The following is a 13415-nucleotide window of genomic DNA, read 5'->3' on the forward strand; positions in this document are numbered from 1 at the left end:
ACTTCGGCGTACTGGCTGTGGGTCAGCGCCGCCCCAGCACCTCGGCGACCCGCAGGAAACCGTCCGCGCCGTGGCCCAGCCCGACGGCCCGGCGGGCCATGCCCTCGGCCGCGCGCATCACCCCCGCGTCGATGCCGTGCGCCTCGGACGTGTGGACGATGTGCGCCATGGACGACACGGCCGAGGTGATCGGGTTGCCGTCTCCGGGGAAGGTGCCCGTGTCCATCTCCACCGCGCCCTCCTCGAAGATCGGCGGCAGGATCGTGGCGATACCAGCGGCGAACGGCGCGAGTTCCCGCGCCGTGACGCCCTCCGCCCTGGCCACCGCCAGCGCGTGCGCGTAACCCGCCATCGCGGTCCAGAAGATGTCGAGCAGCGCGATGTCGTACGCCGCCGCGCGCCCGATCTCCTCGCCGAGGTGGGTGTGGGTGCCGCCCAGCGCGTCGAGCACCGGCTGGTGCTCCCGGTAGAGGCCGGCCGGACCGCTGTAGATGAGCACCGCGCCCGCGGTGCCGATGGTGGTGGTCGGCGTCATGATCGCGCCGTCCAGATACCGGATGCCGTGGCCGGCCGCCCATCCTGCGGTGTCCCTGGCCCGGTCCGGGGTGTCGGCCGTCAGGCTGACGACCGTTCGACCCGTGAGCGCGGCGGCCACCGCATCGCGTCGCAGGATCGCGTCCGACGCGTCGTAGTTCACCACGCAGACCACAGTCAGCCCGCTCGCGGCGACCGCCTCCTCGGCGGTCCGTGCGCTCGTCGCGCCCCGCTCGACCAGCCTACGGTCCTTGCCGGGCGTGCGATTCCAGACCGTCGTGGGCACTCCGGCGCTCAGGAAGGCGCCGGCCAGCGCACGACCCATCGGTCCCAGACCGAGCACCGTGACAGACTTGTCGGGATTGGTGTTCACGCAGACTCCTCTTGTCGAACGGGACGCAGATGACGCGCAGCCGGGCCCAGGATCTGAACGTCTGTGGAGTGACGGCCGCGATCGCCGTGATCGACGGCAAGTGGAAGACAGCCCTGCTCTGGCTGCTGGAATCCGGCCCGCGCCGCCCCGGAGAGCTGCGCCGGCAGCTTCCGGGACTCACCGAGAAGGTGCTGACTCAGGCGTTACGCGAGATGGAGGGCGACGGACTGGTGCACCGGGAGGCGTACGAGGTGCTGCCGTTGAAGACCGAGTACTCGCTCACCGCTTTCGGCCGCGAACTGGCCGAGGCGCTGGCTCCCCTCTCCGACTGGGGCCACCGCCGCCTGGACAAACTCGCCGAAGCCCGCACCGCCTCCTGACCTGTTCTTTTCCGCCTCTGCCCACAACCAGGTTCGTCGCGGTCGCGCACGGCGACAAGTACCCACAAAAAAGTGGCTACGTCTGTTGGTCGACAGCGAGACTCGGGTCATGGAATTCCTCTGCTACCACCGCGATCGGCCCGGCTCGGCGTCTCTGCGCCAGGAACTGGTCGAGGAGCACTGGTCCTACATGGACCGGTACGCGGAGCAGATGATCGCGCGCGGCCCGACCCTCGCCGACGACGGCTCGCCGACCGGCAGCGTGCACATCCTGAGCCTGCCCGACCCCGCCGCCGCCCGGACGTTCGCCTTCGACGAGCCCAACTACCAGGCCGGCGCGTACCGGGACGTGATGCTGCGGCGGTGGCGGAACATGCTGGGCCGCACCATGTGGGACTTCACCGGCGGCCGGACCGGCGGCAACCGCTACCTGGTGCTCGGCCTCGGTCCGGAGCAGAGCGCCGGCCCGGCGTTGCCGCAGCGGCAGGACGAGCTGATCGCGTACGGGCCGCTGCTGTCCGACGACGGCGCGACGTGGGTGGGCACGGCGGCGCTGGTACGGGCGGCCGACCCGGACGAGGCGCGGGCGGTGGTGGCCGCCGACCGGTACGCCGACGTCGAGGTGCACAACTGGGTGTTCGGCGGCCGTCCGGCGTAACCGGCTACTCGTGATCTCCCAGCCAGCCACCGACGCGCAGTTCGGACGGTACCTGTCCCTGTCGCAGCACCCACTCGTCAGCCAGAGACGCGACGACCAGGTCGCAGTGATCGAACCGCAGCAGGACACCCGCCGGCTGGGCCGATACGCCCCGGATCGGTGCGGCGTTCAGCAGCCGATGCCCCGGTAGCAGCGCCAGCAGATCGGGCCGTTGTGCCGGTCCGACGCGCGTCTCACCGTCCTCCCCCATGTCGTACGCCGCGTACGGCTCGGCGAACCGAAGACGCAACGCCTCGCCGGATCCATGGGCCATGAGCGGTGGCGTGCCCGAGAAGTGCAGCCAGAAGTGCAAGAGGCTCTCCGTGTCGCCGCCACGCCGGCCGCCGAACCAGTGGCGGGCCTCGGTGACCGCGACGAGATCCCGGCCGATGACCGGACGCAGCACCTGCACGGCCGCCGCTTCGGTGTCATCGGGTGTATCGGGCACGGCTACTTCCAGCGGAAGTGCACGAACAGGCGGCCGAAGTTCTTCGAGTCCTTCTCGACCCGGTGGTAGAGCTGCTTGACGTCCTTCTGGTCGAGGAAGCGCAGCACCTTCTTCTTCAGCGCGCCCGACCCCTTGCCCGGGATGATCTCCACGAGCGTGGCCTTCTTCGCCACCGCCTCGTCCATGATCCCGCGCAGCGCGCGATCGATGTCGTGGCCCTTGTTGTAGATGTCGTGGAGGTCGAGCTTGAGCTTCACGGTCCCATCCTAGGTACGCGGAAGGGCAGCCCGCCCGGGCTGCCCTTCCGCGTCATCGGTCAACGACCGACCTTGCCCTCCACCCGGCGCAGGGCGGTGGCGTAGTCGGTGTTCGTCGAGTACATCGCGGCCGCGATGCGCAGGTGCCGCAGCGCGTCCGCCGGCCGGTTCATCCGCTCCAGCGTGCGGCCGAGCACGTGGTGCGCGTAGTGGTCGCTCGGGTCGCGGTCGACCAGCGCGCGCAACTGCTCCTCGGCCCGGTTGAGCTGGGCCGACTGGAAGTACGCGCGGGCCAGCAGCTGCCGGACCGAGGAGTTGTCCGGCTCCGCCTCGATGATCGGTTCGAGCAGCCGGGCCGCTCCGGTCGGGTCACCCGCTTCGAAGAACATGGTCGCCCGCCGGTACTCCGCCAGAAGATCCACTCGACCCACCTCCTCGTGTCGCGCCAGGCCCTAGGCGGTGTCTTCAAAGGATCTTGGTGTCGGATGATGTAGCGCGTGGGTCGTCGCTACGAGTTGTCTGACGTCGAGTGGGAAGCGTTGGCGCGGTATCTGCCGTCGGCGGTGACCGGTGGCAGGCCGCGGGTTGATGACCGGCGGGTGCTCAACGGGATCGTATGGAAGATCCGGGCCGGGGCGGCGTGGCGGGATGTGCCCGCCCGTTACGGGTCGTGGCAGTCGATCTATACCCGTTTCCGTAGGTGGGCCCTGGATGGCACGTTCGAGCGGATGCTCGCCGGGGTCCAGGCCGACGCGGACGCGGCCGGGGACATCGACTGGCTGGTGTCGGTCGACTCCACGATCGTGCGAGCTCATCAGCACGCAGCCGGCGCTAAAGGGGGCGCCGGGAATCGGACGAACCACAAGATCACGCCCTCGGTCGAAGTCGAGGTGGACTGACCACCAAGATTCACCTCGCCTGCGACGGCCTCGGCCGAACCCTGGCGTTCGTGCTCTCCGGCGGCAACGTCAACGACTGCACCCGCTTCGCCCACGTCATGGCCGCCATCCGTGTCGGACGGCCAGGTCCCGGCCGGCCTCGGGTCCGACCCGAGCACGTCATCGCCGACAAGGGCTACAGCTCCAAGGCCATCCGAGCCGACCTGCGTCGACGCGGCATCGGGCACACCATTCCCGAACGCGCCGACCAGCAGGCCAACCGCCGCAGGCGCGGCAGCCGAGGCGGCCGACCACCGGCCTTCGACAAACAGCTCTACAAGCGGCGCAACGTCGTCGAGCGCTGCTTCAACCGGCTCAAGCACTGCCGCAGCGTCGCCACCCGCTACGACAAGACAGCCACGTCGTACCAGGCCACCGTCACCATCGCCGCGCTACTCCAATGGTTGTGAACCTTTGAAGACACGGCCTAGGTCCGACGCTGGCACAACACCGGCGCGAGCGCGAGTGTTCCTGCGGGCGAAGATCAGGTGGTCGGGTCGTACCGGCCGCCGATCAGGTCCCAGGCCCGGACACCACCGACGATTCCGGCCGTGTTCGGGACGATCACCACGTCGTCGCCCATCCGGGCCACCTGCTCGGGCCGGATCAGCCGCGAGTTGCCGCCGCCGAGGTACAGCCGGTCCCAGCGGAACACCGGCCGCAGGCCGTCCACCACCTGCCGGATCCGCCGCGACCAGAACGCGTCGCCGAGCCGCCGCCGTTCCGGCTCCCCCACGTACGTGTCGTACGTGGTGTTCCACCGCACCGGCGCGTGCGACAGCTCCAGGTGCGGCGCCAGCATCCCGCCGTCGAACAACGCGCTGCCCAGCCCGGTGCCGAGCGTCAGCACCAGCTCGCAGCCGGTCCCGGCGACCACGCCCGCACCGTGCACCTCGGCGTCGTTGAGCACCAGCGCCGGTACGCCGAACGCCTCGGCCAGCGCGGTGCGCGCGTCGTACCCGGACCACTCCGCCACCAGGTCCGGGTCGACGCGGCTGCGCGGCCCGGAACGGGTCACGTAGTGCGGCGTCGCCACCACCACGCCGTGCCGGATCATGCCGGGCATGCCGACGGTGAGCCGGTCCGCCGTGGGCAGGCGGGCGCCGAGATCCAGCAGCGTCTTGACGAACAGTCCGGGCGGCAACGGGTACGGCGTGGGCACGCGCAGCGGCCGGGCGCGCATGGTCCCGGCGGCGTCCAGCACGGAGGCCTTGATCCCGCCGCCACCGCAGTCGATCGCCAGTGTGGTCACCACGGCTGTGAGTCTCCCTCACACCGGTGCCGCCGCGAGCGCGGGTCACGGTAATCCGGATGCGCCCGCCGGTAGGCTCGACCACCTGATGAGCGCCACGTTGATCGCCAAGGACCTCACCGCCGGCCACGGTGACCGCCTCCTCTTCGAAGACCTCGACCTGGTCGTCGCGCCCGGCGACGTGGTGGGGCTGGTCGGGGTCAACGGCGCGGGGAAGTCCACGCTGCTGCGTACCCTCGCCGGTCTGGTCCCCCGCGAGCAGGGCTCGGTCTCGCTCAGCCCGCCCACGGCGACGGTCGGCTACCTGCCGCAGGAGCCGGAGCGCCGGCCCGGCGAGACGGTCCGCGAGTTCCTGGCCCGACGGACCGGGGTGACCGCCGCGCAGGCCGCGCTGGACGCCGCCACCGAGGCGCTCACCGCCGGGGCGGCGGGCGCCGACGACGCGTACGCGAACGCTCTGGAACGCTGGCTCGACCTCGGCGGCGCGGACCTGGACGAACGAGCCGCGCAGGTCGCCGCGGAGCTGGGTCTCGACGTCGGCCTGGACCACCCGATGACCGGCCTGTCCGGCGGGCAGGCCGCCCGCGCCGGGCTCGCGTCGCTGCTGCTCAGCCGGTACGACGTCTTCCTGCTCGACGAGCCCACCAACGACCTCGACCTGGCCGGGCTGGACCGGCTGGAACGCTTCGTCACCGGCCTGCGCGCCGGGACCGTGGTGGTCAGCCACGACCGCGAGTTCCTCACCCGCACGGTCACCCGGATCGTCGAGCTGGACCTGCACCAGCGGCAGGTCAACCACTACGGCGGTGGCTACGCGGCCTACCTGGAGGAGCGGGAGGTGGCGCGCCGGCACGCCCGCGAGGAGTACGAGGAGTACGCCGACACGAAGAGCGACCTGGAGGCGCGCGCCCGCACCCAGCGGGCGTGGATGGAGAAGGGCGTCAAGAACGCCCGGCGCAAGGCCACCGACAACGACAAGATCGGCCGCAAGTACCGCGCCGAGTCGACCGAGAAGCAGGCCGCGAAGGCCAAGCAGACCGCCCGGCTGATCGAGCGGCTGGAGGTGGTCGAGGAGCCGCGCAAGGAGTGGGAGCTGCGGATGGAGATCGCGGCCGCGCCCCGCGCCGGCGCCGTCGTGGCCTCGCTCCGAGGAGCAGTGGTACGCCGAGGCGGCTTCACGCTCGGCCCGGTGGACCTGCAGATCGACTGGGCCGACCGGGTGGCGATCACCGGGGCGAACGGCTCCGGCAAGAGCACCCTGCTCGCCGCGCTGCTCGGCCGGCTCCCGCTGGACGAGGGGCACGCCGCGCTCGGCCCGGGTGTGGTGGTCGGCGAGGTCGACCAGGCCCGAGGGCTGTTCCTCGGCGACCAGCCGCTGCTCGACGCGTTCGGTGCCGCCGTACCGGATCTGGCCCCGGCCGACGTGCGCACGCTGCTGGCGAAGTTCGGGCTGCGCGCCGACCACGTGCTGCGGCCGGCGGCGACGCTGTCGCCCGGCGAGCGCACCCGGGCCGCGCTGGCCCTGCTCCAGGGCCGGGGCGTGAACCTGCTGGTGCTCGACGAGCCGACGAACCACCTCGACCTGGCCGCGATCGAGCAGCTCGAATCGGCGCTGGCCAGCTACCCGGGAACGCTGCTGCTGGTGACCCACGACCGGCGGATGCTCGACGCGGTGAGCGTGAACCGGCGGCTGCGCGTCGCGGACGGACGGATCGCCGAACACTGATCCGTGCCGAGTCGCCCGCGCGGGTCCACAATGAGCGCATGCTCAAGTGGGAGTACGCGCTGCTGGTCCGCCGCCGCCAGGCCGCCGCCACCGACGCCGGGTGGGAGGTCGTCTTCATCTGGTACGGCCCGGACGGCTCCATGATCGACGTGACGCCGTACGGCGACACCGCGCTGGCCCACCTGAACCGGGCCGGCGACCAGGGCTGGGAACTGGTCGCGATGAGCGAGGACCCGTCGCTGCCGGGCAACAACGAGCTGCACCGCTACCACCTCAAGCGCCCGAAGGTAGCGGCTGCCCAGCCCCGCCAGCGCATGCGAGGCTCCCGCACAGTCCGCCGAACCCTCTCCCCCTGACCCCCTGCTCCCCTCCCGCCCTCCCCGCCCTCCCCGCCCTCCCCGCCCTCCCCGTTGATCTTGCAGTTTCAGCCTCTCGCATGTCCTCTTTGCGAGCTTGGTCCCGGCCGCAACTCCAAGATCGGCGAAGGCGGACCCGCGACCCTGCCCCGCCTCCCCGCACAACCCCGCCCTGCAGGGTCGATCAAGGAGTTCGCGTCGACTTCGCCCCCGATCCAGGACACAAACTCCTTGATCAACGGAGTCGGTCCGGGTCGTGGGAGATCTTGGAAGGAAAGTGCCCCTATGAGGGCCGGAATCTTCCAAGATCTCGGGCGCGCTTCGGTGATCAAGGAGTTTGGGTCTCCGAGGGCGTCTTCTGCTGACATGAACTCCTTGATCACGGGCGACAGGCGGGGCGGCCGGGCCGACGAAGGGCGAGGGCGGGTCGGACGGGGCTGACGGACGGACTGGGTGCGGCCGGGCGGGCGCGGCCGGGCGCGGGACGCGACTCGGGCGGCGGGACGAGGGCGGAGGGGCGGTTGGGCGGCAGCCCGGGGTGGGAGGACGACGGGTGGGTGGGGCATATGGGGGTGAAAAGGGGGTAACGGGCCGCCGGAGGTGGCGCATGGTGGTGATGGGGCAGACCGCTCTCTCGGGTGAGCGACTCCGGCAGACCGACGGCTTCCTCGCCGAGGCGTGGGCCGACATGGTCCGGCACGACGAGCGGCTGCGCGGCACGGCCGTCGAGGTCCGCTTCGACCGTGGGGTGGCACACCTGACCGGCGAGGTCGCCGATCCGGAACAGCTACGGCTGGTACGGGAGCTGATCGGCCGGCTGTCCGGCGTACTCGGGGTCTGGTGCCGGGTCACAGTGGCCGGGCGGGCGCCGGTGGTGGTCGACCTGGGCTGCGGTGCGACCAAACAGTGGCCGGGCAACCTGGGACTGGACATCTATCCGGCGCCGGGGGTGAACGCGGTCGCCAACCTGGCCGGCTCGCTGCCGCTGCGCGACGACTCGGTGGACGTGTTCTTCGCGGTGCACATCGTCGAGCACCTGATCGACTTCCTGCCGCTGTTCGACGAGTGCCACCGGGTGCTGCGGCCCGGCGGGGTGCTGCACGTGATGAGTCCCTGGTGGCGGCACGTCAACGCGGTGGCCGACCCGACCCACGTACGCCTGCTGGACGTGCAGACGTTCAAGGGCATCTGCGGTCAGCGCCCACCGGGTACGCCGCGCTGGTATCCGCTGCACGTCGGCTGCGACGGCGCCTCGATCTTCGCCGACCTGACCCCGCTGCCCGCAGACGCCCCCGCCCCGCCCCCCTCCCACCTGGCCCGCTTCTTCGACTGACCCCACCCCGCCCCAGAGACGCGCCAGAGACGCCCCAGAGACCGTCGATCATGAAGTTGACGGCACTCAAGGAGATCGACTTCGCCGTCAACTTCATGATCGACGGCAAGAACAGGGCTAGGCGGATTCGCGCAGGGCCAGGTGGTGGGGGGCTACCAGCTCGCGCGGTGGGGAGTCGCGGTCGGGGCCAAGGCGACCGGCGAGCAGCTCGACCGCGAGACGGGCGATGCGTTCCTTGTCGGGGGCGACAGTGGTCAGCGTCGGGATCGAGAAGCGGCCGTCCTCGATGTCGTCGAAGCCGGCGACCGCGACGTCCTCGGGCACGCGCAGGCCCATCTCGTGCAGGGCACGCAACACGCCGAGCGCGAGCGTGTCGTTGAAGCAGAAGACGGCGTCGGGGCGTACCCCCGTGGTGAGCAGGTGCCGCATGGCGGCGGCGCCGTCCGCGCGGTGCCAGGTCGGCGCGGGCGCCACCAGGCGGTCGTCGTACGCGATGCCGGCCTCGGCCAGCGCGGCGGTGTAGCCGGCCAGACGGAGCCGGGCGCTGGCGCCCTCGGGGGTGCGCTGGGAGCCGATCGCGGCGATCCGGCGGCGGCCGAGCCCGATCAGGTGGGCGGTGATCTCACGGGCCGCGGCCACGTTGTCGATCATGACGTGGTCCGCGGGGCCGTGGTCGACGCGTTCGCCGAGCAGCACCATGGGCAGGCCGGCCAGCGCGGCGAGGTCGTCGGCGGTGAGTGCGAGCGGGCTCAGGATCAGGCCGTCGATCATGTGGTCGCCGATGCCGCTGGCGGCCTTGCGTTCCTGCTCGGAGCCACCGCCGGTCTGGTCGATGAGCACGGTCCAGCCCTGGTCGGCGGCGGCGGTGACGACGTGCCGGGCCAGTTCGGCGAAGTAGGGGATGTCCAGCTCGGGTACGGCCAGCGCGATCACACCGGTACGGCCCTTGCGCAGGTTGCGGGCCGACAGGTTGGGCCGGTAGTTGAGTGCGGCGATGGCCTCCTCGACCCGGGCCCGGGTGTCGGCGCGCACGTGCTGGTAGCCGTTCACGACGTTGGAGACGGTCTTCACCGACACTCCGGCCCGCTCCGCGACGTCCTTGAGCCTGTGCCGCACTGCACTTCCTTCCGGTGAACGCTGGCCGCACTGTACCGCGCCACCACGACGCGACTGCCTCTTTACACGGGCGCTTACAACGTTGTAGAAACCACTGACGGCGGAGTGACCGTGGTCACCCGCAACAGCAGCGAGGGAGAGGTTGGCATCGTGCCGAACGCGCAGCTCACGATCGATCCGGCGTTCCGGATCGCGCCGGCGGACCGCCGGATCTTCGGTTCCTTCGTCGAGCACATGGGGCGCTGCGTCTACGGCGGGGTGTACGAACCGGGACATCCGAGCGCCGACCGGCGGGGTCTGCGGCGCGACGTGCTGGACCTGACCCGCGAACTGGGCGTGTCGGTGGTCCGGTACCCGGGCGGCAACTTCGTCTCCAGCTACCGCTGGGAGGACGGCGTCGGCCCGATCGGCGACCGTCCGCGCCGGCTCGACCTGGCCTGGAAGACGATCGAGACCAACGAGTTCGGGCTGGACGAGTTCATGACCTGGGCGGCGGAGGCCGGTGTCGAGCCGATGATGGCCCTCAACCTCGGCACCCGCGGCGTCACCGAGGCGCTCGACCTGCTGGAGTACACCAACCACCCGGGCGGCACCCAACTGTCCGACCTGCGCCGCAAGCACGGCGCCGAGCAGCCGTACGGGGTGCGGCTGTGGTGCCTCGGCAACGAGATGGACGGGCCGTGGCAGGTCGGGCACAAGACCGCCGACGAGTACGGCCGCCTCGCCGCCGAGACCGCCCGCGCGATGAAGATGATCGACCCCTCCATCAGCCTCGTCGCCTGCGGAAGCTCCAGCCGGGGAATGCCCACGTTCGCCGCGTGGGAGGCGACGGTGCTGGAACACACCTACGAGCACGTCGACTACATCTCCGCCCACACCTACTACGACCCGTCCGACGGGGACCGGGCCAGCCTGCTCGCCTCCGCCGTCGACATGGACGCCTTCATCAGCGAGGTCGTCGCCACCGCCGACCACGTGGGCGCCAGGCTGCGGCAGAAGCGCAAGCTGAAGATCTCGTTCGACGAGTGGAACGTCTGGTACCAGTCCCGCCTCCAGTCCGACCTGGACCGGCGCGGCTGGGTCGAGGCGCCGGCGCTGATCGAGGACGACTACACGGCCGTCGACGCGGTGGTGGTGGGCGACCTGCTGATCACCCTGCTGCGGCACGCCGACCGCATCGGCGTGGCCTGCCAGGCGCAGCTCGCCAACGTGATCGCCCCGATCCGTACCCGCAACGGTGGCCCGGCCTGGCGGCAGAGCATCTTCCACCCGTTCGCGCTGACCGCCCGGTACGCCCGCGGCACCGTGCTGCGGACCGAGCCCACCGGCCCGGCCTACGAGACCCGGCGGTACGGCGACGTGCCCGCGCTGGACACCGTCGCCGTGCACGACGAGGAGACCGGCGGGCTGGCCGTCTTCGCGGTGAACCGCAGCTCGCAGGACGTCCCGCTCGACCTGGACCTGCGCGGCCTGCCCGGCCTGCGGGCCGAGGCGCACACCACTGTGGCGGCCGGAACCGACCCGGACGCCACGAACACCGAAGCGGACCCGGAGCGGGTCACGCCCCGGGACCTCACCATTCCCACTGTCGACGGCGGCCGGGCCTCCGTGCTGCTGCCGGCCACCTCCTGGAACCTGCTGCGCTTCGTGCCGGCGCTGTGACCAGGCAATACTCCATCCCGTCCCCCAAGGAGTACCCATGATCCAGAACGAGATGAGCCGGCGGCGCCTGCTCGGCCTCGGCCTCGGGCTCGGCGCGGCGGCCACGCTGACCCTCAGCGGCTGCGGCGGCGGCAGCAGCTCCGACAGCTCCGGCGCGTCCGGCAACGGCGGCAAGGACTACACCGGCCCGAAGGTGGACCTGAAGCTGTGGAACGGCTTCACCGGCGGCGACGGCGAGATCTTCAAGGCGCTCGTCCAGCAGTTCAACGGCGAGCACCAGAACATCGCGGTCAGCGTGATCACCTACGAGTGGCAGGACTACTACAGCAAGCTCCCCGGCGCGGTCTCCAGCGGCAACGGCCCGGACATCGCGGTCATGCACATGGACCAGCTCGCCACGTTCGCCGCCCGCGGCACGATCAGCGAACTGGACGACGTGGCCAAGGCCCTGGAGCTGAGCGAGAGCGACTTCGCCCCGACGGTCTGGAAGGGCGGCCTCTACAACGACAAGCGGTACGGCATCCCGCTCGACATGCACCCGCTGGGCTTCTACTACAACAAGGCCGTCATGCAGAAGGCCGGCCTGGACCCGGAGAAGCCGCCGACGACCCGGGACGAGTACACCGCGGCGCTCACCGAGCTGAAGAAGTCCGGCGTGCAGGGCTTCTGGGTCAGCCCGTTCCAGTTCACCGGCGGGATGACCTTCTACAGCCTGCTGCACCAGTGGGGCGGCACACTCTTCGACGCCGAGGTGGCGAAGGCGACGTTCAACTCCGACCCGGCGGTCGAGGCCTGCACCTGGCTGGTCGACATGATCAAGCAGGGCCACTCCCCGGCGAACGTCGGCCAGGACGCCGACTACCTGGCGTTCAAGAACGGCAAGAACGCGTTCACCTGGAACGGCATCTGGCAGATCAACGATCTGAAGAAGAGCCCGAACGTGCAGTGGGGGGTCGCGCCGCTGCCGCAGATCGGCAGCCAGAAGGCCGCCTGGGCGAACTCGCACAACTTCACCATCGTCAAGCAGCGCTCCGCGAACGCGAACAAGACCGCCGGGGCGAAGGTGTTCATCAACTGGCTGAGCCAGCACTCGCTCGACTGGGCCAAGGGCGGCCAGGTGCCGGCCCGCAAGGCGGTCCGCGAGAGCGGCGACTTCAAGGGCCTCACCGAGGTCAACGCGCTCGCCCCGGAGCTGGAGTACGCCGCCTTCCCGCCCGCCGCGCCGGGCCTGGGTGAGGTCATGCTGACGTTCTACAGCGCGTTCAACGAGGCGGCGCTGGGCAAGAAGTCGCCGAAGCAGGCGCTCGACGACGGCGTGGCCAAGGCGAACAAGCAGCTCGAGGACAACCGCAAGAAGTACGGGAACTGATCCGCCGTGGCGGACGTGATCGAGGCCGGGGCGGTGCGTGAGAACGCGCCGCCCCCGGCGGCGCCCACCCGCCGCCGGGGCGCGACGGAACGCGGCAACCGCGCGACCCCGTACCTCTTCCTCGCGCCGTACCTGATCCTGTTCGGCGTCTTCGGCCTGGCGCCGATCCTGTTCGGGCTCTGGATCAGCCTGCACCAGTGGGACCTGCAACTGCCCAACCGGCCGTTCGTCGGGCTCGGCAACTACCGGGACCTGTTCTCCAGCGAGTCGGCGATCTACGGGGACTGGTGGTCGAGCGTCCGGGCCACCGGGATCTTCACGCTGTTCTCCGTACCACTGCTGGTGGTGATCCCGCTCGGGCTGGCGCTGCTGCTCAACCGCTCGTTCCCCGGCCGGACGTTCTTCCGGGCTGCCTTCTTCGCGCCGTACGTGCTGGGCGTGGCGGTGATCGGTCTGCTCTGGCGGTTCCTGCTGGACGCCAACCTGGGCCTGGTCAACCGGCTGCTCGGCGTGGCCGGGCTGCCCTCGGACACCCCGTGGGTGACCGACGTGCCGTGGGCCTGGGTGTCGCTTGTCGGCGTGACCGTGTGGTGGACGTGCGGCTTCAACGCGGTGATCTACCTGGCCGGTCTCCAGGACATCCCGGCCGAGCTGTACGAGGCGGCCAAGGTGGACGGCGCGGGCGCCTGGGACCGGTTCCGCCACGTCACGATCCCCGGGCTGCGCCCGGTGATGCTGTTCGTCTTCACCACCACGATCCTCGCCTCGGCGAACGTGTTCGGGCAGGCGTTCCTGATCACCCAGGGCGCGCCGGGCGAGCAGACCCGGACCGTGGTCTGGCGGATCGTCGACGAGGGGCTGCGGGACTACGACGCCGGCCGGGCCGCCGCGATGAGCGTGTTCTTCGCGCTGTTGCTGGCAGTGGTGAGCGTCGTCAACTTCCGGCTGTTCCGCTACCGGGAAGACTGAGGGCT

The 13415-nt window shown here is 70.8% G+C and carries 14 protein-coding genes and 1 pseudogene; 9 read left to right on the forward strand and 6 right to left on the reverse strand.

Features of this window, described 5'->3' with window-relative positions:
- Window positions 1-22: 22 nt before the first annotated feature.
- A complete protein-coding gene (locus tag ACN27D_RS10550) occupies window positions 23-907 on the reverse strand; it encodes an NAD(P)-dependent oxidoreductase (RefSeq protein WP_421499016.1) in 885 nt (294 codons plus the stop codon).
- 68 nt (window positions 908-975) lie between these two features.
- On the opposite strand from ACN27D_RS10550, the gene ACN27D_RS10555 reads away from it, so the two are divergent.
- Together ACN27D_RS10555 and ACN27D_RS10560 are read left to right on the forward strand one after the other, a co-directional pair.
- A complete protein-coding gene (locus ACN27D_RS10555; RefSeq protein ID WP_421499017.1) occupies window positions 976-1287 on the forward strand; it encodes a winged helix-turn-helix transcriptional regulator in 312 nt (103 codons plus the stop codon).
- A gap of 109 nt (window positions 1288-1396) precedes the next feature.
- Window positions 1397-1945, forward strand: a complete 549-nt coding sequence (locus ACN27D_RS10560) for a YciI family protein (RefSeq protein WP_421499018.1) — start codon at window positions 1397-1399, stop codon at window positions 1943-1945.
- 4 nt (window positions 1946-1949) lie between these two features.
- Here ACN27D_RS10560 and ACN27D_RS10565 read toward each other — a convergent pair whose 3' ends face one another.
- Genes ACN27D_RS10565 through ACN27D_RS10575 form a run of 3 tightly spaced genes read right to left on the reverse strand, consistent with a single transcriptional unit; the run spans window position 1950 to window position 3111 of the window.
- The gene (locus ACN27D_RS10565; protein ID WP_421499019.1) at window positions 1950-2432 is read right to left on the reverse strand and encodes a hypothetical protein; all 483 of its coding nucleotides are present in this window, start codon (window positions 2430-2432) and stop codon (window positions 1950-1952) included.
- 2 nt (window positions 2433-2434) lie between these two features.
- Window positions 2435-2689, reverse strand: coding sequence for a Smr/MutS family protein (locus ACN27D_RS10570; RefSeq protein ID WP_013288724.1), 255 nt, complete (start codon window positions 2687-2689; stop codon window positions 2435-2437).
- A 59-nt stretch (window positions 2690-2748) separates the two neighbouring features.
- The gene (locus ACN27D_RS10575) at window positions 2749-3111 is read right to left on the reverse strand and encodes a tetratricopeptide repeat protein (RefSeq protein WP_120572992.1); all 363 of its coding nucleotides are present in this window, start codon (window positions 3109-3111) and stop codon (window positions 2749-2751) included.
- 75 nt (window positions 3112-3186) lie between these two features.
- On the opposite strand from ACN27D_RS10575, the pseudogene ACN27D_RS10580 reads away from it, so the two are divergent.
- Window positions 3187-4037 (forward strand): annotated as a pseudogene (locus tag ACN27D_RS10580) (IS5 family transposase).
- Window positions 4038-4111: 74 nt separating this feature from the next.
- On the opposite strand, the gene ACN27D_RS10585 reads toward ACN27D_RS10580, so the two are convergent.
- Window positions 4112-4882 carry an ROK family protein gene (locus tag ACN27D_RS10585; RefSeq protein ID WP_128138242.1) on the reverse strand — a complete coding sequence of 257 codons (771 nt, stop codon included), beginning with the start codon at window positions 4880-4882 and terminating at the stop codon, window positions 4112-4114.
- 85 nt (window positions 4883-4967) lie between these two features.
- Between ACN27D_RS10585 and ACN27D_RS10590 the strand changes: the two genes are divergently transcribed.
- From ACN27D_RS10590 to ACN27D_RS10600, 3 genes are all read left to right on the forward strand, one after another.
- The gene (locus tag ACN27D_RS10590; RefSeq protein WP_421499020.1) at window positions 4968-6605 is read left to right on the forward strand and encodes an ABC-F family ATP-binding cassette domain-containing protein; all 1638 of its coding nucleotides are present in this window, start codon (window positions 4968-4970) and stop codon (window positions 6603-6605) included.
- Between the two features lie 38 nt (window positions 6606-6643).
- Window positions 6644-6961 carry a hypothetical protein gene (locus ACN27D_RS10595; RefSeq protein WP_421499021.1) on the forward strand — a complete coding sequence of 106 codons (318 nt, stop codon included), beginning with the start codon at window positions 6644-6646 and terminating at the stop codon, window positions 6959-6961.
- Window positions 6962-7568: 607 nt separating this feature from the next.
- The gene (locus ACN27D_RS10600) at window positions 7569-8294 is read left to right on the forward strand and encodes a methyltransferase domain-containing protein (RefSeq protein WP_421499022.1); all 726 of its coding nucleotides are present in this window, start codon (window positions 7569-7571) and stop codon (window positions 8292-8294) included.
- A 117-nt stretch (window positions 8295-8411) separates the two neighbouring features.
- Here ACN27D_RS10600 and ACN27D_RS10605 read toward each other — a convergent pair whose 3' ends face one another.
- On the reverse strand, window positions 8412-9410 hold the full coding sequence (locus tag ACN27D_RS10605; RefSeq protein WP_421499023.1) for a LacI family DNA-binding transcriptional regulator: 999 nt from the start codon (window positions 9408-9410) through the stop codon (window positions 8412-8414).
- Between the two features lie 150 nt (window positions 9411-9560).
- On the opposite strand from ACN27D_RS10605, the gene ACN27D_RS10610 reads away from it, so the two are divergent.
- From ACN27D_RS10610 to ACN27D_RS10620, 3 genes are read left to right on the forward strand one after another with little or no spacing between them, the layout of a single operon-like run.
- On the forward strand, window positions 9561-11072 hold the full coding sequence (locus tag ACN27D_RS10610) for an alpha-N-arabinofuranosidase (RefSeq protein WP_421501129.1): 1512 nt from the start codon (window positions 9561-9563) through the stop codon (window positions 11070-11072).
- A 37-nt stretch (window positions 11073-11109) separates the two neighbouring features.
- The gene (locus tag ACN27D_RS10615) at window positions 11110-12441 is read left to right on the forward strand and encodes an ABC transporter substrate-binding protein (RefSeq protein ID WP_421499024.1); all 1332 of its coding nucleotides are present in this window, start codon (window positions 11110-11112) and stop codon (window positions 12439-12441) included.
- Window positions 12442-12447: 6 nt separating this feature from the next.
- Window positions 12448-13410 carry a carbohydrate ABC transporter permease gene (locus ACN27D_RS10620; protein ID WP_120572986.1) on the forward strand — a complete coding sequence of 321 codons (963 nt, stop codon included), beginning with the start codon at window positions 12448-12450 and terminating at the stop codon, window positions 13408-13410.
- The last annotated feature ends 5 nt before the right edge of the window (window positions 13411-13415 follow it).

The organism is Micromonospora sp. WMMD1274, from assembly GCF_049179035.1.
Classification (GTDB): Bacteria; Actinomycetota; Actinomycetes; order Mycobacteriales; family Micromonosporaceae; genus Micromonospora; species Micromonospora tulbaghiae.

What these genes read in the sequence shown, in the direction of transcription:
- ACN27D_RS10560 (WP_421499018.1), top strand. Translation starts at nt 1,397, where the DNA reads ATGGAATTCCTCTGCTACCACCGCGATCGGCCCGGCTCGGCGTCTCTG.
- ACN27D_RS10590 (WP_421499020.1), top strand. Translation starts at nt 4,968, where the DNA reads ATGAGCGCCACGTTGATCGCCAAGGACCTCACCGCCGGCCACGGTGAC.
- ACN27D_RS10595 (WP_421499021.1), top strand. Translation starts at nt 6,644, where the DNA reads ATGCTCAAGTGGGAGTACGCGCTGCTGGTCCGCCGCCGCCAGGCCGCC.
- ACN27D_RS10600 (WP_421499022.1), top strand. Translation starts at nt 7,569, where the DNA reads ATGGTGGTGATGGGGCAGACCGCTCTCTCGGGTGAGCGACTCCGGCAG.
- ACN27D_RS10615 (WP_421499024.1), top strand. Translation starts at nt 11,110, where the DNA reads ATGATCCAGAACGAGATGAGCCGGCGGCGCCTGCTCGGCCTCGGCCTC.